Below are 19,286 nucleotides of genomic sequence, written 5' to 3' on the forward strand. Positions count from 1 at the left end.
CTGCGGCAGGTAGAGTTTAGGGTTCCATTTACCTTTATTTGAGCGGAAAACTCACTGTTATGGCTTTAATCGTGCACAAATATGGCGGTACGTCGATGGGTTCGACGGACCGTATCAAGAACGTCGCGCGGCGTGTCGCCAAGTGGCATGACGCGGGGCACCGCATTGTGGTGGTGCCGTCGGCAATGTCGGGCGAGACCAACCGCCTGATCGCCCTGGCCAAGGAAATTCAAGAGCAGCCGGACCCGCGCGAGCTGGATATGATCGCTTCGACCGGCGAGCAAGTCTCGGTCGGCCTGCTGTCGATGGCGCTGCTGGCGATCGGCAAGAAAGCCGTGTCCTACGCCGGCTGGCAAGTCGCGATTAAAACCGATTCCGCTTTCACCAAGGCCCGCATCCAGTCGATCGACGACGAAAAAGTCAACCGCGACCTGGACGACGGCAAGATCGTCATCATCACCGGCTTCCAGGGCGTGGACGATGGCGGCAACATCTCGACGCTGGGCCGTGGCGGCTCGGACACCTCGGCAGTGGCAATCGCCGCCGCGATGAAGGCCGACGAATGCCTGATCTTCACCGACGTCGACGGCGTCTACACCACCGACCCGCGCGTGGTGTCGGAAGCGCGCCGCCTGAAGGCGATCACGTTTGAAGAAATGCTGGAACTGGCGTCGCTGGGTTCCAAAGTGCTGCAGACCCGTTCGGTCGAATTCGCCGGTAACTACCGCGTGCCGACCCGCGTGCTGTCGTCGCTGACCGACCCGATGCTGGACCTGGAAGTGGAAGCCAACTCGGGCACACTGATTTCGTTTGAGGAAGACAAAAACATGGAACAAGCAGTCATCTCCGGTATCGCGTTTGCGCGCGATGAAGCCAAAATCACCGTGCTGGGCGTGCCGGACCGTCCAGGTGTGGCCTACCACATCCTGGGCCCGGTGGCGGAAGCCAATATCGAAGTCGACATGATCATCCAGAACCAGTCGGTGGATGGCAAGACCGACTTCACCTTCACCGTGCCGCGCAACGACTTCCAGCGCGCGCTGGACGTGCTGAACGGCTCGAAAGACCAGCTGGGCGCGGCCAGCATCGCCGGCGACGCCAAAGTGTCGAAAATCTCGGTGGTGGGCGTGGGCATGCGTTCGCACGTCGGCGTGGCCTCGAAAATGTTCCGCACGCTGTCGGAAGAGGGCATCAACATCATGATGATCTCGACCTCCGAGATCAAGATTTCCGTGCTGATCGACGAGAAATACATGGAACTGGCCGTGCGCGCGCTGCATAAAGCGTTCGAACTGGAAAAGGCTTAAATTTTTCCAAAAAAACCGCCGAGTTGCCTTGACCAAACGGATCACGGTCTATACTATGACGGTCGTCTGCTTCACGGCGGACATAGTTGAGTAATCGACTAGGAGACGTGGCCGAGTGGCCGAAGGCACATCCCTGCTAAGGATGCATACGGCTTATACCTGTATCGTGGGTTCGAATCCCACCGTCTCCGCCAGAACACAGTCCAGTTAGCTAGATGGACATTAAAAACCCGCTGGTCCTTATGGACCTGCGGGTTTTTTTTGCTGCGCGATTGCTTAATGTACTGCCACCGATCCAGAAAGGTCGGTCGCTTGCTTCGCCAGGAATAGGCAGGATTGCGGCAGGAATCAATAGGATTGATTTTCAGGCGAGCTTTACCATGTGTCTGAGTTCGACGACGCAAATGGAAAGAATAAGCTATGCGCAAGATGGTTACTGCTTTTGTGGACGCGACAAATCGCTACGATGTTGCGAGCGTATTGGCCTTATTTGCCCCTGACGCTTTGATCGACGATCCCTCAACCGGCCATTGTTTCAACGGGCACGCAGGCATCAGACGCTACATCGAGCGCTACTTTCTGGGTTATCAGACGCGAACCCGCCTCATATCGATGGAGCGCCAAGGAAAGGGCAGGGTGTGTGTCCGTCTCGACTTTACCGGAAGCTTTGGGCATGAAATCGGCTTGTTGGACATCCTGGTGAACAGCGATGGCCTCATCCATCGCATCGATGCCAGTCTTGAGTAAGCCACGAAAGCAAGTGACTTCCATGAGAAAAAAATGATGCCAACTCTTGCTGCCTCTGGCGATTTTTCTGCCGTTAGCGGCCGATGCTGCTGATCCGGCTTCGACGGCCGCATTTTCAATTAGCATCAAGCCTCTGAGCAAGGCGGGCCATGTACATGCTCTGCAGGTCAGAATTTGCGTACAGATATTGGACGGCAGAACGGCCGACCGTGCTGCCCGTCTCATTGAACTACCGCATCGACACCCAGCCAGATAACGAACAGGGCGGATCGCCGTTTGGCATGCGGGGCAGCGTGCCAATGGCGGTCTTTCCATATTCGGCGATACCTGTTTGCTGGCGTCGGCGTGCCTTGACCAAACCGTCTCCTGCCTATACTATATTGGTCGGTTGAGCAATCAACTTGGAGACGTGGCCGAGTGGCCGAAGGCACATCCCTGCTAAGGATGCATACGGCTTATACCTGTATCGTGGGTTCGAATCCCACCGTCTCCGCCAGAACTTTTAAAACCCGCTTCGGCGGGTTTTTTCATTGACGGTGACGTTGCCGCGTTCAAACGGGGCTATGTGCGCCAATGTTGCGGTATTGACCTTTAAAGTACAGCAATGGCTGCGTCGCAGCGGCTTCCTGCAGATCCAGCGCTTTCACTTCGCCAATCACGATCAGGTGATCGCCTGCGGTGTGTTCGGCGTAGATTTCGCAATCCAGCCAGTGCAGGCTACCGGCAATGATCGGATTGCCCAGCGGCGATGCATGCCATGCGACGTCGTGCCATTTGTCGGTGCCTCGCCGGGCGAATTGGTTGGAAATCTGGACCTGCTGTTCTGACAGTATATTGACGGCGAATCGGCCGGCTTGGCGGATTCCGGGATAGCTGGCGGAACTGGACATGACGCTGAATGACACCAGCGGCGGATTCATCGACACGCTGTAGAACGACTGGCAAGTGAAGCCAATCAGCTCGCCATCGATGTGCGACGTAATCACCGTGAGGCCGGATGCGTAGTGCCCGAGTGCTTCGCGAAACCTCAATGACTCGATAGCAGTGCTGGAGTGGGGCATGGTCGTTAATTAAACTGGATGCGGGGAGGCGGTGCATTCAATCACCGCCTCAGACTTCGGCTCAGGACTTGCTCAAGATTTCCCGGCGCACGATTTCTGCGCCTGCGCTTAAGGCATTGAGCTTGCCGTTTGCCACCCGGCGGGGCAGGGGCGCCATGCCGCAGTTGGTACTAGGGTAGAGTTTGTCAGCATCCACAAACTGCAGCGCCTTGCGCAGGGTGTTGGCGACTTCTTCCGGCGTCTCAATGATATGGCTTGCGACATCGATGGCGCCAACCATCACTTTTTTGCCGCGAATCAGTTCGATGAGGTCCATGGGCACCTTGGAGTTGTGGCATTCCAGGGAGACGATATCGATACTGGATTTCTGCAGCTTGGGGAAAGCTTCCTCGTACTGGCGCCACTCGGAACCAAGTGTTTTTTTCCAGTCCGTATTGGCTTTGATCCCGTAGCCGTAGCAGATATGGACGGCGGTTTCGCACTTCAGTCCTTCAATCGCCTTTTCCAACGTGGCCACGCCCCAATCGTTCACTTCATCAAAGAAGACGTTGAATGCGGGTTCGTCAAACTGGATAATATCCACGCCCGCAGCCTCCAGCTCTCTCGCTTCCTGATTGAGAATTTTGGCGAATTCCCAAGCCAGCTTTTCGCGGCTTTTATAGTGGCTGTCGTAGAGCGTGTCGATCATCGTCATCGGGCCAGGCAGCGCCCATTTGATAGGCTGCTTGGTTTGCTGGCGCAGGAATCTGGCGTCGTCAACGAAAACCGGCTTGGGACGCGAAACAGCACCGACGACCGTCGGCACGCTCGCGTCATAGCGATTACGGATGCGCACCGTTTCGCGCTGGTCAAAGTCGACACCACTGAGGTGTTCAATGAACGTGGTCACGAAATGCTGGCGCGTTTGCTCACCGTCGCTGACGATATCGATGCCCGCGTGTTGCTGCTCCTGCAGTGACAACAGCAAGGCGTCCTGTTTGCCCTCGGCCAGTTCCGCATCCTGCAGTTTCCAGGGCGACCAAAGCTTTTCCGGTTCCGCAAGCCAGGCAGGTTTAGGCAAGCTGCCCGCAGTCGAGGTGGGTAACAGTTTTTTCACGATAGATGACCTTATGTTTTGATGATTCAGAGAGCGTAATTTGCCGACCATTGCTCAAGCATGGCCTGGTAGGGCTTGATGAAGTGTTCTTCCACAAACTTGCCCTGCTCAATCGCCAGCCGGCTACGTTCTTCGCGGTCATACACAATCCGGGTTAATGAATAGTCCTGGTGCTTCAAGCTTGGCTGATAGGATTTTCCGGCCGACGAATTAGCGTTGTAAATTTCTGGGCGATAAATCTTTTGGAAGGTGTCCATCGTGCTGATGGTGCTGATCAGTTCCAGATTGGTGTAATCGGCCAGCAGATCGCCGGTAAAGTAAAACGCCAACGGGGCCGCGCTATCTGGAGGCATGAAGTAGCGGACTTTCAGGCCCATTTTGTTGAAATATTCATCCGTCAAAGAATACGCATCTTGCAGGTATTCAATGCCCAGCACAGGATGCTGGTTTTCAGTACGGAGATAGGTTTTGCTGCTCGAAACACTCAGGCATATGACCGGTGGTTTGCCAAAATGCGCTTTGTAAGTATCCGAATTTACGAAGTGCTTAAACAGCTTCCCATGCAGATCGCCGAAATTATCTGGCGTGCTGAATTCGGGCTGATTCCTGGTATGTTCCAGCAGCACCACGCTGAAGTCGTAATCCCGCACATAGGAGGAGAAGTTATTGCCTACGATGCCATCAATGCGTTCGTTATTCTTCTGATCGAAGATACTGGTTTTTAAGATTTCAATCAGGGGAAGGGCGCGGCCATTATTTGCTCCCTCGATATTCATCTCAACCGAAATGATCTCAAGATTGACCTTGTAGCGATCACCTTTGGGATTATCCCAATGCGCAAGGGCATTGAAACGGTTGTCAATCATCCGGAAGGTGTTGCGCAAATTCTCCTGCCGACTCTGGCCTCGGGCTAAATTGGCAAAGTTGGTCGTGATGCGCGTGTTTTCTGAAGGACGATAATCTTCATCGAAACAAATGCTCTGAATGGAAAAGGTAAATTCTTTACTCATGATGGGTTCTTTACTTAGCAGTCTTTATCTAAGACAAATTTTATGCTAATCCATCAATGAGTAAAAATGATTTTATCTCATGAAACCATGAGTCTGGCTCATGGGTTGATGCGTCGTGTAATTACCAGCTTTTGCACGTCCTCGCAGCCGAGCGTGCGCAGGGTTTCCAGTGTGGATGCATATTGCGAGATTTGCGGCGCCGTTTCCTCCGCCACCACGGCGCGGAGGATGCGGTCGTCGGGGCTGCCTTTCAGGTACATCATCAACACAGCGGCTTGCAGGGGTGGCAGGCTGGGGTTGAAGGCAGCGTTTTCAGCGTAGGCGCCGGCGTACACCTCGCCCTTGTCGGTCAGGATCGCCACCGCGCTGTGCGAGAGGCTGTAAGGCGCGTGGCTGCGGTTCGCCGCTTCCAGCGCCGCATCCGCCAGCGGATGGTTATTGCCCTGAATGCTGTAGCCATGGTCCTGCGGATCCAGCAGCAGCGTATGGATGCCTAGGTCGGCCGGGCCAAAAGAATCGACCAGATAGTCGCCCAGCGTCAGCACGTCACGGCCGGGCAGGCTGATTTTCAGCTCGCGCTGACTGTTCAGCTCAGTCATGAACTGCCGGCAGTGGCCACAGGGACTGTAGTTGACGGTGATGGTGTCCAGGCGCGTCTCGCCGCAGGACCAGGCGTGCACGATGGCGCATTGTTCGGCGTGGATGCTCTGGCCGAGCGGCACGCCGGCAAACTCCACGTTCGCGCCCAGATACCAGTTGCCGCTGACGCCGCGCGCGATGGCGCCCACATGGAACTGCGAGATCGGCGCGACCGAATAGGCCGCCGCCGCAGGCAGCAGGCCGATGGCCAGCGCGTCATCATCCAGTCCGGTTTGTGCCTTCAATGCCTGTATATCCGCCGGTGCCAGGATGCCGTTGAATTGCTCGCGATTGAAGATGGGCAGGGCGGCCGCCTGGATGTCTGCGCTCAGCTGCGGGAAGAAGGAGGTAAAACGTTGATGCATGATGTCGTCTTAAAGAGGGTAACTGTCGGCCAGGCGGGCGAATTCGATGAAGGATTGCAGGTAGTCGGTGTTGTAGTCCGCTTCGCGCGCGCCGAGGTAGATGTGCTTCTGGATGCCTTTCGGCCCGAGCCGCAGGGTGCGCAGTTGCAACTGCGGCGCGTAGTCGGTCACCAGCCATTTTGGCAGCGCCGTTACACCGCGTCCGCTGGCCACCATTTGCAGCATGATGTCGGTGGTTTCGATAGTCTTGTGCTTGCGCGGGGACACATTCGCTGGCAGCAGGAACATATTGAAGATATCCAGCCGTTCCAGCGGCACCGGATAGGTGATCAGCGTTTCCTCGTTCAGCTGTTCCGGCGACACTTGCTTCTGACCCGCCCACGGATGATCCTTGTGTACCACCAGCACCTGCTCGTAGTCGAATACTGGCTCAAAACGCAGGCCCGGTTTCAGCAGTGGATCGGGCGTCACCAGCAAGTCGATCTCAAAGCCGAACAGCGCGCCGATGCCGCCAAACTGGAATTTCTGCTTCACGTCCACATCCACCAGCGGCCACGCCGCCAGATAGCGCGAGACGATCTTCAGCAGCCACTGGTAGCAGGGATGGCATTCCATGCCGATGCGCAGTGTGCCGCGCTCGCCCTGCGCGTATTGGCGGAGGCGTTCTTCGGCCAGTTCCAGCTGCGGCAGCATGCGCTGCGCCACGGCCAGCAAATATTGGCCGGCTTGCGTCAGGCGCAGGCTGCGGCCTTCGCGTAGCCAGATGTCGGTGCCGAGCTGCTGTTCCAGCTTCTTCATGCTGTGGCTCAGGGCCGATTGCGTTACATGCAGCGCTTCGGCGGCGGCGGTCAGTGAGCCCTGCTTTTCAACTTCCAACAGGGTGGCGAGATGAATGCGTTCCAACATAATCGATGAATTAAACTCATGAAATTTTTAGAAAAATCCATTTTACTTCATTGGTTATGATCTTTGCCATGCGATCTGCCCCGGCGTGTATGATATCCAATCGCCCAACATTCCGACGCAGGAGCACATCGTGCAACTGATGAAGAGGCGGTATCCGACCACCATCTTGCAAGAGGTATTGAATGCGCTATGTACTCGCTGTTTTGTTATTCCTGAATATGACCCTGGCCAGCGCTGCGGAGCCTGATGACGCAGCCTTCCGCGCGCAGGTCGGCGCCTTCATCGACGCCTGGCATGACGATGCCGCTCACGGCCGCCAGGCTTACTTCGAGAAGATGGCGCCGGACGGCGTCTACATCGGCACCGACAAAACCGAGTACTGGCAGCGCGAAGCCTTCCGCGTCTGGGCCAAGCCGTACTTTGACAAGGGGAGCGCGTGGGACTTCAAGGCGATCAAGCGCAATATCTACTTCACGCCGGACCGCCGCATTGTATGGTGGGATGAGCAGCTGAACACGCAAATGGGCATCTGCCAGGCCAGCGGCGTGCTGCGCGCCGGACCTGAAGGGCTGGCGATCCAGCATTACCAGCTGTCGGTCGCGGTGCCGAATGAGGCGCTGGAAAAGGTTCAGGCCATCATCGGCCACACCGAGCGTCCAGGCTTATAAGCTGATCTGGCGCTGCGCAAGTTTCGCAGCGATGTCATGGTCGTGCGTGACCAATAACACCGCGCATTGATATCGCCTGGCGTGTTCGCGCAGCAGCAGCAGGGTTTCCTGCTGCGTTATCGGATCGAGGCGCGAGGTCGGCTCGTCGGCAAAGATCAGCGCCGGCCGCATCATCAGCACGCGGGCGATGGCGAAGCGCTGCAACTCACCGCCGGACACCTGGCCCGGCAGCCGCTCCAGCAAGGCCGGCGGCAGGCGCAGTCGCTCCAGCAGCAGCGTCAAGTCTTCCCATGCCAGCTGGTGCAGGTCGATCAGGTCCTGCATCGAGCGGCGCAAGCTGACGCCTGGTGCAAAGGCTGCTGCCGGGTCCTGGTAAATCTTTTGAAACGCGGTGCGGGCCAGGCCTTTGGCGCGGTGTACGCTGCCGTTGTCCGTTTTCAGCAAGCCTAGTACCAGATTGCCGAAGGTGGTTTTGCCCGAGCCGCTGGGGCCTGTGACAGCAATCAGTTCTCCACGCCGGATCTCGGCCGACACACTGTCAAACAGGCGCTGTGCACCGAAGCGCTTGCCGACGCCCTGGATGCTGACCACCGGCGTTTCGTGGGCTGGTGTGTGGCCTGTTTCAATCGCCCAGGCGGCAGGTTCGGCAGCCAGCAGACAGCGCGTGTAGGCGTGCTGCGGCGCGTCGAGCAGCGCAGTTGCTGTGCCACGTTCGACGATGGCGCCATCCAGCATGACCGCCACTTCGCCGCCTAACTGGCGCGCCAGCCAGACATCGTGGGTGATGGTCAGCAGCGTGACGCCGTCTGCAATCGCCGCCTTGAGCATGGCCAGCACGTCGCCGCGACGGTCGCTGTCCAGCCCTTTGGTCGGTTCGTCGATAATCAGTATCGGCGCCTGCGCCGCGTGCGTGGCGAGGAAGGCCACGCGCTGCGCCATGCCGCCGGAAATCTGGAACGGATACTTGGCGCTGGCATCGGCCATGTCGAGGCGCGCCAGCGCTGCTGTCGCTGCGGCGCTGGCTTCCGTTTCACCGCGCCCCAGCACCAGTTCATGCACTTCGCCGATCTGCCGCACCACGCGCATGGTGGGGTCGAGCGCCAGCCACGGCTCCTGCGGCAGCAGCGACAGCGTGCGGCCCCACAGCGCCCGGCGCGAACGCAGATCTGCGGCATCGTACTGCCGCCCGCCGATCTCGATCACGCCGCTGCACGACAATGGCGCCGGCAGGTTGCCCATGATGGCCTGCGCCAGCAGCGACTTGCCGGATCCACTTTCACCCAGCAGCGTCAACACGCCGCCAGCGGGAATATGCAGCGAGATGTCGCGCACCAGCACCTGCGTGCCGGCGCTGATCGATACATTGCGCACGCCGAGGTGCGCGCTGATTTTGCCGCTCATGGCTTGCGCTCGCTGCCGAGCAGTATCATGCCCAGCAAGGTGCAGAACAGTATCAGGATGGGCGCGGCGATCAGCCATGGCGCTTCGCTGTAGTAGGGCAGCAGTTCGATCATCATCACGCCCAATTCGGCGGTTGGCGGTTGCAGGCCGACGCCGATGAAACCCAGCGCCGCCATCGCCAGCACCGCGCCGGCGTAGCCGAAGCGCATCAGCGTAACAATGCGCGGCAGCAGTTCCGGCAGCAGGTGGCGGCGCACCACATATAGTTTGCCGAAACCGAGCAGCTGCGACGCTTCGACCTGCGGACTGGCCAGCAGCGTCCGGGAGGCGGCGCGCACCACGCGGAAATATTCCACCCACAGCGCCAGCGAGATGCCGGCATAGAGTGGCCAGAACCGGCCCGGCGCAAACGCCGCCAGCAATAGCACCAGCAGCAGGCCGGGCAGGGCCAATACCGCATCGGCCAGCGAGGTCAGAATGCGCTCCGGCCAGCCGCCATGCCACGCAGCCAGTAGTCCCAGCAGGGAACCGGGGATGGCGGCGGTGAGTACGCTCAATGCAGCCATCGACAGCGACAGCCGGCAGGCGTCCGCGAGCCGCGCCAGCATGCTGCGGCCCAGATGGTCCAGCCCGAGCGGATGCGCCAGGCTGGGCGCCTCCAGAAAGCGGCTCAGCGTCTGGCGCGCCGGATCGATGCCGATCAGCCAGGGGCCGAGCAGCGCCAAGGCGGCGATCAGGGCCAGCATCAGCGCACCGGCGATGCGCGTCATGGGCCAGCGTGGCGTGGTCAGGTCGTGATTCATCGCGGACGGCGGCGTGGATCGATTGCCGCGCAGGCGAGATCGACCAGGGCGTTAAACAGCACGAACATCAGCCCCAGCACCAGCGCCGTGCCTTGTATCATCGGCACGTCGCGGCCAAAGATGGCGTGCACCAGTGCGTGGCCGATGCCCGGCCAGGCGAAGATGGTTTCAACCAGCACCACACCTTCGATCAGGTACACCAGCTGCACGCCGAGGTAGGCCACGACCGGCGCGGCCACATTGCGCACGCCATGGCGCAACAGCGCCTGCGCCGGGGATAATCCCTTGGTCAGCGCGAACGCGTAATAGGCGCTGCCGCGCACCGACACCATGGCGTCGCGCGCGATGCGCGACGAGACGGCGGCCAGGCCGGCCGCTAGCGTCATTGCGGGCAGGGCGATGCTGCCGTAGTCGGTGTGTCCGGCGGCGGGCAGGGCGTTGAGTTCCACTGAAAATATTAGCACCAGCACCAACCCGAAGACGAACGGCGGCATCGCGCGCAGCAGCAGCGCCAGGCCCAGCGTGGCGCGGTCCAGCCAGCCGCCGGGCCTGAGGCCCGCCAGCACGCCAGGCACGGGGCCGAGCAGCAGCGACAGTACGATCGCCCAGCAGGACAGGCGTAAGGTTTGGCCCAATTGCAGTGCGATTTCCGACGCCACCGGCTGCGCCGTCACCATCGATACGCCTAGGTCGAAGCGCAACAGGCGTCCCCACCATTCGGCCAGCGCTGCCAGCAGCGGACGGTTCAGGCCAAGTTCGGCGCGCACGGCTTCGGCCGCTGCGGCGTCCACCATGTCGTAGCCATAGCGGCCGGCGGCGATGCGGAACGCCGTGTCGCCGGGCAGCATGCGCGTCATGAAGAAGCTCAGCGTGCCGACCAGCAGGGCCACCAGCAGCGCTTGCAGCAGACGGCGGCCCAGCGGCGGCGCCCAGTGTTTCAAGGTGGCGAGGCTGGCGTTCATTGGGCCCACTTCAAAGTTGAGATACGGTAGCTGCGCTCGAACGGATCGATGCTCAGTCCCTCAAGGCGGTTCGAGACGGCGACTGTCTGCCGGTACCAGACCACGGGAATGACCGGCAGCTGCGATTGCAGGCGCGCCGCGACGCTGGCGCGTTGCTCGCCGCTTGCGCCCACTGCCAGCTGGTTCAGCGCCTGGTCCAGCGCCGCATCGCGCCAGTTCATTGCGCCCCAATCGCCACCGCCGGCGGTGTAGTCGCCGATCATGGTGGCGGTAGGGTCGGGCGTGGTGCCGAAGTTGCGCGCCACCAGTCCCATCTCCAGGCTGCCGCTGCGATGGCCGGCCGGAATGTCGCTGGAGTTGCCGACGATGACCGTGACAGCAATGCCGATCTGCCGCATTTCTTCCTGAATGGCGGAGGCGATCAGCGGCAGCTCCGGCCGGTCCACAAAGGTATGCAGCTTCAGCGCGAAGCGGCGGCCGTCGCGCCACAGGATGCCGTCCGTGCCGGGACGGAAACCGGCTTGCGCCAGCAAGCGCCTGGCCGCAGCCGGATCGTGGCGCAGCGGCGGCAGCGCCGGCTGATGCCATTGCGCCAGCGCCGGCGGAAACAGCTGGGTGGCGGCGAGGTCGGCGTCGCGCAGCAGTGCTTTGGCGATGCCGTCGCGCTCCACCCCCAGGCTGATCGCCTGGCGCACCCGCGCGTCGCGCAGGAAGTGGTGGCCGGCGTTCAGCTTGAGGAAGGTGGTGCGCGGCAGGTCCTGCGCCTTCAGCGACACGCCGGGCTGGTGTTGCAGGCGGCGGATGCTGGGCGGGTCGAGCGTGAACGCCAGATCGGCCTGGCGGCTTTGCGCCATCAGTGCGCGCGTTTCTGCGCGCGAAACGCTGATGTAGCGCGCCGCCGCAACGCGCGGATGCGCGCCGTTCCAGCCGTCGAATAATTCGGTATCGAATTGCTGCGGCAGGCGTATCGTCTTGATGCGGTACGGGCCGCTGCCGACGATGCGCGTGACCCGCCCATCCTGGCCGAAGGAGGAGGGCGCCAGCACCTGCGTGCTGTAGTGGGTAAACAGATACGGCAAGGGCGCCAGCGGCCTGGCCAGCCGCACCACGATCGATCCGCGCTCGGCGTACATATCGGTGATGCCGGCAAGTTGCAGCACGCCAGGCGTGGCCAGCGCGCGTTTCAGCGACACTAGCGCGGTGGTGGCGGTGAGCGGCGTGCCGTCGTGGAAGCTGCGGCCCTGGCGGATGAAGAAGCGCCATTCGCGCTGGTCGTCCGAAACTTCCCAATTGCCGGCCAAGGCGGGCAGCAAGCGGCCTTGGTCATCGACATCCAACAGCGTTTGCGTCACCTCCATGCGCGTAAACATATAGCCACTACGCGAAGGCTCCAGTCCCGTCAGCTCCCATGGACCCACGACCGTTACCGTGCCCGCCGCCGCCGGCGTTACTTCGCCATGGCCGGGATCGGCCCATGCGCCGCCAGCGGGGAGCAGACTCAATGCGAATAGTGTTGTGAGGAGTGGATGCGTTTTCAAGACGGCGTTCAATATGCCGGGACACGGCTTGCTGGCGATGGTCGGAATGGTCAGAATAGCCGGCCATACTAATCGATCCGGCCGCGATTGGCTATGCAAAAAAAGCGCATCCGGCCCGGTGTTAAACTCATCAAGCCGACGCATGTGATATGGTTGAGCTCAGAGTCCTTATGCCTGGGAGATGACATGAATGCTTTGCCGGCCATTGCCGTGCTGTGCGGCGCGCTGGTGCTGACTTCCACTCCGGCCAGTGCGGCCGGCCAGTTGGCGCGACATATGACGGAGCTGAGCGGTGCGCCGCAAACCAAAACCATGCGCGGCAAGCTGCGCGCCCACGACACGGCGGAATACAACATCCGCCTGCGCGCGGGCCAGTCGCTGACAGTCACGCTGAAAACCAATCAGCGCTCCAATTATTTCAATGTTACGGGACCGGGAGAGGGCGACGCGCTGTTTGTCGGCTCGCGCGACGGCGCCCGCTACAGCGCGAAAGTGGCGCAGGATGGCGCCTACAAAATCAGCGTTTATCTGATGGCCAATGCGGCGCGCCGCGACGAACGCGCCAACTACACCTTGAAAATCGCGGTGAAGGATTGACGCTGACGCGTGCCCTCGCCGCGCTGGCGGTCTGGCTGCTGTTGACGGTCAGCGGCCGCTGGCTAGGCGCGGACACCGGCCAGCAATCGCTGGCGGCCTCGGTTGGCGGCGGCATCGGCTTGCCATGGCTGCTGGCTGCTGCATTTGCGTTCGCGGTGGTGCTGCTGTCCGGCCAGCGCCGCGCGCTGGGCCTGGGCGCGCCGGCCCCCTTGAAATCGGCGTGGCTGGTCTGGCCTCCGTTGCTGTATTCCTTGTTGATGCTATTGCTTGCCTGGGCGGGCGGCTGGCCGCCGCGCGAGGTGCTGCTGATCGTGGCCATCAACACTGCGCTGGTGGCCTTGTCCGAGGAGCTGATGTTCCGCGCGATCCTGCTGCACGGCCTGCTGCAGCGCCTGACGGTGTGGCCGGCGGTGCTGGCCGGTTCGCTGCTGTTTGGCCTGGCGCACAGCGTCAATGGCCTGGCCACCGGCGATTTCAGCGGCGCCTTGTGGCAGTCGGCGGCCGCATTCCTGCAAGGCGTATGCTACGCCGCGATTCGCTTGCGCACCCGCTCGGTGTGGCCGATGCTGGTGGTGCACGGCGTGTGGGACTTTGCGCTAGTGACCGCGACCTTGTCCGCCAGCGCCGAAGGGGAGGCGTCGATCCTGCCTTATGCCGCCTTGCTGGCGGTCCTGCCGCTGTGCCTGTACGGCGTCTACCTGCTGCGACCTGGTCAGCGCGCTTGACCTTTGCCCCGGCTTCCCGCATAGTTATAAATGGTTGCGCAACCATAAACACCACAGAAGTGTTATTTGCCCAACTTTTACTGGACATGTGAACACTATTTCGGAGGAGTTTGATGAAAGCACAGCCTTTCTGGCCGGGCGCGCCCATGGTCATGCTGGTGACAGCGGTATTTGGCGCGGCCATCGCGCCCGTCGTACTGGCAGCGCCGGCGGCGGATAATCTGGCGCCACGCCAGCGCATCCTGTTCAACGATGGTTGGCGCTTCCAGCTTGGCGACCCGGACGACAACTCCGCGCCCTATCTGTACGACATCCGCCCTGAAGTGCTGAAATCCGCCGACGGCAAGGTCGCCGACGCCATGCCGGAAGAAGCCGCGCGCATCGCCCGCAGCAATGCCGCGCTGCTGAAACCGTGGATACTCCCGACCGGCAACGCCTTCATCAAAGACCCTGCCAAGCGCCATGCGCGTCCCGCCACCGGTCCGTCCTTCCAGGCGCCGTATGCGCAAGCCGGCTTCGACGACAAGTCCTGGCGCGCCGTGCAGCTGCCGCACGACTGGGCCATCGAAGGCCCGTTCCTGACCACCGGCCCATACGGCGGCATGGGCCGCCTGAAAACCTGGGGACCTGCCTGGTATCGCAAGACGCTGACCTTGCCGGCCGCCGACAAGGGCAAGTCGCTATTCCTGGATATCGATGGCGCGATGGCTTATTCGAGCGTGTGGGTCAACGGTCAACTGGCCGGCGGCTGGCCGTATGGCTATAACTCGTTCCGCATCGACCTGACGCCGTATGTGAAGACTGGTGCGGATAACCAGATCGCCATTCGCCTGGATAACACCGCCGAATCGGCACGCTGGTATCCGGGCGCCGGCTTGTACCGCAATGTGTGGCTGACCAAAACAGCGCCGCTGCACATCGGCCAGTGGGGCGTGCAGATCACCACGCCGAAAGTGTCGCGTGAATCGGCCCAGGTGGCGTGGCAGGTCACGCTGGACAATGATACTGGCGCGGCGGCCGACGCCGAACTGAGCACGCAGCTGTATGCACTGGATGAGAAGGGCGCCATCAGCGGCAACGCCGTTGCCAGCGTCATCACGCCGCGTGCGCAGGTCGCGCCGGGCGCTGGCACTGTGATCAGTGGTTCCACCACCATCAGCAATCCGCGCCTGTGGGGACCGCTGCCGACGCAGCAGCCGCATCGCTATGTGGCGCTGACCACGGTGCGCAGCGGCGGCCGCGTGGTGGACAAGTACGAAACCAAATTCGGCATCCGCTCGCTGCGCTTCGATCCGAATTCCGGCCTGTACGTCAACGACGAACATATCCCGATCCGCGGCGTGAACAACCACCACGATCTCGGCGCACTGGGCGCCGCCTTCAATGTGCGGGCCGCCGAACGCCAGCTGGAGCTGCTGCAGGAGATGGGCGCCAATGCGCTGCGCATGAGCCACAATCCGCCCGATCCGCAACTGCTGGAGCTGACCGACCGTATGGGCATCGTGGTGATGGACGAGGTGTTCGATTCCTGGGAGCGCAAGAAGACGCCGCTGGACTTCCACCTTATCTTCCCGGATTGGCATGAGCAGGACTTGCGCTCGATGCTGCGCCGCGACCGCAATCATCCATCGATTGTGATGTGGAGCGTGGGGAACGAGGTGGGCGAGCAGTACACCGGTGACGCTGGCGCCGATATCGGCCGCAAGCTCGCTGGTATCGTGCGTGAAGAGGACGGCACTCGTCCGCTGACCAACGCCATGAATTGGGCGCAGGCCGACATGCCGCTGCCAACCACGGTGGATGTCATCAGCCTGAATTACCAGGGCACGGGCATCCGTACGCTGCCGGGCAAGTTCCCGATGTTCCGCGAGAAGTTCCCGGACAAGGTGATTCTGCATACCGAGAGCGCATCGGCCGTTTCCAGCCGTGGCGAGTACCAGTTCCCGGTGCCGGGTGTGACCAGTGCTGCGGTGCGGCCGGGCATAGGCGGTGATACGAAGACCATGCAGGTTAGTGCCTATGAATTGTTTGCGGCAGACTTTGGCAGCTCGGCCGACCGCGCCTTCGCTTCGCTCGACCAGAATCCCTACACTGCTGGCGAATTCGTCTGGACCGGTTTCGACTACCTTGGCGAACCGACGCCGTACTACGGCGCGCGCAGCGCCTACACCGGCATCTTCGACCTGGCCGGCTTCAAGAAGGACCGCTACTACATCTACAAATCGCGCTGGCGTCCGGAAGAAAAAACGCTGCACATCCTGCCGCATTGGAGCTGGCCGGACCGCGTTGGCGAAGTGACACCGGTACACGTCTTCACTTCCGGCGACGAGGCGGAGCTGTTCGTCAATGGCAAGTCGCAGGGCAAGCTGAAAAAAGCGCCGTATGCTTATCGCTTGCGCTGGGACTATGTGGTGTACGAGCCGGGCGAAATCAGCGTGGTCGCCTACAAGGATGGCAAGGAGTGGGCGCGTTCGTCGGTGAAAACCACCGGCGTGCCGGCCGCATTGGAAGCCACTGCCGACCGCAGCACCATCGCGGCTGACGGCAACGACCTGTCCTTCATCACTGTGCGCGTCACGGACAAGAACGGCATGACCGCGCCGCGTGCCAACAACAAAGTGCGATTCAGCGTCGAAGGGCCGGGCGAGCTGGTGGCGACCGACAATGGCGATGCGACCAGCTTCGTCTCCTTCCAGTCGCCTGAACGCGCCGCCTTCAACGGCCTGGCACTGGGCATCGTCCGCGCCAAGCCAGGCAGCGCCGGAGCGATTAAAATACGTGTGTCGGCCGATGGCCTGAAGGAGTCCGTGATCACGGTCCGCAGCACACGTTAAGGAGTCAGCAGATTTTGACTTCTGCCAGTAAACCTCACACTCCTTGTACACCACCGTGCAGCAGAAATTCCACGTCAGCCAGGGCACGGTGGTGCTGGTCAAGTAACTAGTACTGGCCGCGCACGGTCAGCATCACGCCGCGTGGCGCGCCGTAGTAGTAGCCCGGACCGTACTCGCGGATCTTCTCGTAGTAGACCTTGTCGAACAGATTGGTGACGTTGAGCTGCGCGCTCAGCTTGTTGCTGAAACGGTAGCCGACAAAGCTGGACGCCAGCGTGTAGCCGCCCTGGCGCGCAAACGCCGTGCCGCTCTGGCTGGTGATCTCGCTTTGCACATTGAGGCCGCCACCGATCTGCCACTGATTCAATTCGCCCGGAAGGGTGTAGGTGGTGAACAGGCGTATCAGGTGCTTCGGCGTGGTGGTGCGCAGCGCCTTGCCGGTGTTGCTGGCGGTGTCGCGTACATACTTGGTGTTGTTCAGCGTGTAGCCGGCCGAGATATTCCAGTTCTTGCTCGGCTGTCCCGACACTTCCGCCTCGAAGCCACGGCTGCGCTGCTCGCCGTCGGCGATCTGGCAATAGCCGTTGGTGTAGTCCGGCGGGCATGGGTTAGGGCTGCTCAGGTCATCTACCGCCTTGCCGTTCTGGTCCAACTGGAAGATCGCCATGCTGGCGTTGAGGCGTTTGTTGTAAAACTCTCCCTTGACGCCCAGTTCTATGTTGCGGCCGGTGATAGGCTTCAGCGGCTTGCCGCCGACGCCAAAGGCGCGCTGCGGCGTGAACACGTCGGCATAGCTACCGTACACGGTCAGGTTGTCGTTGAGCGTGTACAGCGCGGCCACATAGGGCGTGAACTCGGCGTCGACGCTGAAGGCGTTGACGATGGCGTCCGGCTTGTAGTCCCACCAGCTCATGCGCGCGCCGAGGATCACGGTCAGCGGATCGCTGACGCTGAAGCGCGCAGTGCTGTAGACCCCTTGCTGCTCGGTCAGATTCTTGACGTACTTGCCGGTGAACGGCGCGCCTTCCGGCATGGCGATCTGGTACGGGTCCCAGGTGTAGGGATCGAGCCCGGTCATCGACGCCAGGCCGCTGACGGTGGCGCAGGAGCCGGCTACCGGCTGCGCGTAGTCGCGGGTGCCGTTGGCGCCGATTACCAGTTCATGCGTGCGGCCCAGCAAGGAGAACGGGCCGCTGGCATACAGGTCCCAGCTGCTTTGCTCGGCGGTGTAGTCTTTTTCGCCGCAGCGGCTGATCTGGTAATTGACCTTGTTCGGGTCTTTGGCGTTACGCGAGATGAGCGTTTGCACATAGCCGTTGGCGTCGTTCAGACGTTTCATCTTGATGAAGTCGAAGCTGGCCTTGGCGTTCCAGCCACCGCCCAGATCCTGTTCCAGCGTGGCGAACACCTGCTGGTTCTCGCGGTCCCAGTGGTTCTGCGCCGAACCGAGATAGGTATCGCGCGCGAAGTTCATCGGGCTGCCGTCGATATTCGCCATCAGATTTCCCCAGGCGCCGTTGGTTTTCAACTGCGCGTATTCGGCACCGGCAAACAGCTTGGTGCCTGGACCCAGGTCCGCCTCCATCACCGCGTACAGCACGCCCTTGTCGGCGTAGCGCGATTTCTGGAAGTGGCGGCGATCATCCTTGACCGCCACCGCACGGCCGCGCACCGAGCCGCTTTCGTTGAGTGGCGTGGAAATATCGACTTCAGCGCGGTAAGTGTCCCAGCGGCCGACCGTGGCTGCGCCGGACATGGCGAAGTGATCGAGCGGACGCTTGCGCACCAGGTTGACCGCGCCCGACGGACTGCCGGCGCCGCGCATCAGGCCAGCGGCGCCGCGCAGCACTTCGGCATGGTCCATGGTCGCCATATCGGGCTGGATGTAGAAGCCGTTGCCGCTGCCCGGCGTAATGGCGGCGTTGCCGTCGAACTGCACATTGGTGATTTCCTGGCCGCGCGCGTAGTAGCTGACGCGTTCCGAATCGGTGTTGAATACCTCGATGCCGGGCGTGCTGCGCAATACATCGCTCAGATCGGACAAGCCCTGGTCTTCGATCTGCTGGCGGCTGATGACGGTCAGGCTGTGCGGCGTCTCGCGCGGCGAGGCGTTGATTTTGCCGATCGACAGTGCGCGTGCCGCATACGAGCCGGTGCCTTCGCTGATATTGTCGCGCGTGGCGGTGATCACCACTGCTGCCAGCGTTTGTTCACCCTTGGGGATGGCACGCAGCGCGTATGCGCCGCTGGTGGTGGGCACGGCTTCCAGGCCGGTGCCTTCCAGCAGTGCCGCCAGGCCTTGCTGCACATTGAACTTGCCCTGCACGCCACGGCTGTTTTTGCCATCGGCCAGCTCGGTGGTGCCGGCCAGGAAAATGCCGGATTCGCCGATGAAGCGGGTCAGCACGGTTTTCAGCGGGCCGGCTGGAATCTGGTAGTCGCGCGCGGCGGGTGCGGAGGCAGAGGCTAGTGCGTGCGCTTGCGCAGCCAGCAGCATCGGCGAGGCCAGCACGGCGCCGTTCAGCGCCAGGCGCAAGGCGCGCGCCAGCACGCGGGGAGTAGGGAAGGATTGCTTCGACATGTAATTCTCTCGGACAGTTATCAATAAGAAGATTGCTTCATCTTCT

The 19,286-nt window shown here is 61.4% G+C and carries 16 protein-coding genes and 2 tRNA genes; 8 read left to right on the forward strand and 10 right to left on the reverse strand.

Annotated features, from left to right (window positions below; all coding sequences use genetic code 11):
- The first annotated feature begins 59 nt into the window (after positions 1-59).
- From KW842_RS13690 to KW842_RS13705, 4 genes are all read left to right on the forward strand, one after another.
- Positions 60-1,307 (forward strand): aspartate kinase, encoded by a 1,248-nt coding sequence (locus KW842_RS13690; RefSeq protein ID WP_218304641.1) that lies wholly within the window; start codon positions 60-62, stop codon positions 1,305-1,307.
- Between the two features lie 101 nt (positions 1,308-1,408).
- A tRNA-Ser gene (locus KW842_RS13695) sits at positions 1,409-1,501 on the forward strand.
- A 226-nt stretch (positions 1,502-1,727) separates the two neighbouring features.
- Complete coding sequence (locus KW842_RS13700) at positions 1,728-2,054, forward strand: nuclear transport factor 2 family protein (protein WP_229223670.1); 327 nt, start codon at positions 1,728-1,730, stop codon at positions 2,052-2,054.
- A gap of 403 nt (positions 2,055-2,457) precedes the next feature.
- A tRNA-Ser gene (locus KW842_RS13705) sits at positions 2,458-2,550 on the forward strand.
- Positions 2,551-2,605: 55 nt separating this feature from the next.
- Here the strand turns inward: KW842_RS13705 and KW842_RS13710 are convergent.
- The 5 genes from KW842_RS13710 to KW842_RS13730 form a co-directional block, all read right to left on the reverse strand.
- Positions 2,606-3,115 carry a flavin reductase family protein gene (locus KW842_RS13710; RefSeq protein ID WP_218304642.1) on the reverse strand — a complete coding sequence of 170 codons (510 nt, stop codon included), beginning with the start codon at positions 3,113-3,115 and terminating at the stop codon, positions 2,606-2,608.
- A gap of 61 nt (positions 3,116-3,176) precedes the next feature.
- Complete coding sequence (locus tag KW842_RS13715) at positions 3,177-4,211, reverse strand: methionine synthase (RefSeq protein WP_218304643.1); 1,035 nt, start codon at positions 4,209-4,211, stop codon at positions 3,177-3,179.
- A gap of 26 nt (positions 4,212-4,237) precedes the next feature.
- Positions 4,238-5,221: a DUF1852 domain-containing protein gene (locus tag KW842_RS13720; RefSeq protein ID WP_218304644.1), complete on the reverse strand. Its 984-nt coding sequence runs from the start codon at positions 5,219-5,221 to the stop codon at positions 4,238-4,240.
- 98 nt (positions 5,222-5,319) lie between these two features.
- Positions 5,320-6,225, reverse strand: coding sequence for a cytidine deaminase (gene cdd / locus KW842_RS13725; RefSeq protein ID WP_218304645.1), 906 nt, complete (start codon positions 6,223-6,225; stop codon positions 5,320-5,322).
- A gap of 9 nt (positions 6,226-6,234) precedes the next feature.
- Complete coding sequence (locus tag KW842_RS13730; protein WP_218304646.1) at positions 6,235-7,131, reverse strand: LysR family transcriptional regulator; 897 nt, start codon at positions 7,129-7,131, stop codon at positions 6,235-6,237.
- Between the two features lie 182 nt (positions 7,132-7,313).
- Between KW842_RS13730 and KW842_RS13735 the strand changes: the two genes are divergently transcribed.
- Positions 7,314-7,799 carry a nuclear transport factor 2 family protein gene (locus KW842_RS13735; RefSeq protein ID WP_218304647.1) on the forward strand — a complete coding sequence of 162 codons (486 nt, stop codon included), beginning with the start codon at positions 7,314-7,316 and terminating at the stop codon, positions 7,797-7,799.
- Here the strand turns inward: KW842_RS13735 and KW842_RS13740 are convergent.
- The 4 genes from KW842_RS13740 to KW842_RS13755 are packed head-to-tail and all read right to left on the reverse strand — an operon-like array spanning position 7,794 to position 12,467.
- Positions 7,794-9,200, reverse strand: coding sequence for an ABC transporter ATP-binding protein (locus KW842_RS13740; RefSeq protein ID WP_218304648.1), 1,407 nt, complete (start codon positions 9,198-9,200; stop codon positions 7,794-7,796). The genes KW842_RS13735 and KW842_RS13740 overlap by 6 nt on opposite strands.
- Entirely contained in the window at positions 9,197-10,003 is an 807-nt protein-coding gene (locus KW842_RS13745) for an ABC transporter permease (RefSeq protein WP_218304649.1), read from the reverse strand. Before KW842_RS13745 ends, KW842_RS13740 begins: the two co-directional genes overlap by 4 nt.
- Complete coding sequence (locus tag KW842_RS13750) at positions 10,000-10,965, reverse strand: ABC transporter permease (RefSeq protein ID WP_218304650.1); 966 nt, start codon at positions 10,963-10,965, stop codon at positions 10,000-10,002. The genes KW842_RS13745 and KW842_RS13750 overlap by 4 nt, the downstream gene beginning before the upstream one ends.
- Entirely contained in the window at positions 10,962-12,467 is a 1,506-nt protein-coding gene (locus KW842_RS13755; protein WP_229223672.1) for an ABC transporter substrate-binding protein, read from the reverse strand. Before KW842_RS13755 ends, KW842_RS13750 begins: the two co-directional genes overlap by 4 nt.
- A gap of 222 nt (positions 12,468-12,689) precedes the next feature.
- Here KW842_RS13755 and KW842_RS13760 point away from each other — a divergent pair, with 222 nt between their 5' ends.
- The 3 genes from KW842_RS13760 to galB all read left to right on the forward strand — a co-directional run bounded on the left by KW842_RS13760 (position 12,690) and on the right by galB (position 16,659).
- Positions 12,690-13,100, forward strand: coding sequence for a hypothetical protein (locus KW842_RS13760; protein ID WP_218304652.1), 411 nt, complete (start codon positions 12,690-12,692; stop codon positions 13,098-13,100).
- Positions 13,097-13,825, forward strand: coding sequence for a CPBP family intramembrane glutamic endopeptidase (locus KW842_RS13765; RefSeq protein ID WP_218304653.1), 729 nt, complete (start codon positions 13,097-13,099; stop codon positions 13,823-13,825). Before KW842_RS13760 ends, KW842_RS13765 begins: the two co-directional genes overlap by 4 nt.
- Positions 13,826-13,938: 113 nt before the next feature.
- A complete protein-coding gene (gene galB, locus KW842_RS13770; protein WP_218304654.1) occupies positions 13,939-16,659 on the forward strand; it encodes a beta-galactosidase GalB in 2,721 nt (906 codons plus the stop codon).
- 106 nt (positions 16,660-16,765) lie between these two features.
- Here galB and KW842_RS13775 read toward each other — a convergent pair whose 3' ends face one another.
- Positions 16,766-19,240, reverse strand: coding sequence for a TonB-dependent siderophore receptor (locus KW842_RS13775; RefSeq protein ID WP_218304655.1), 2,475 nt, complete (start codon positions 19,238-19,240; stop codon positions 16,766-16,768).
- Between the last annotated feature and the right edge of the window lie 46 nt (positions 19,241-19,286).

The sequence above is a fragment of the Duganella sp. sic0402 genome (genome assembly GCF_019219065.1).
GTDB lineage: Bacteria > Pseudomonadota > Gammaproteobacteria > Burkholderiales > Burkholderiaceae_D > Rugamonas.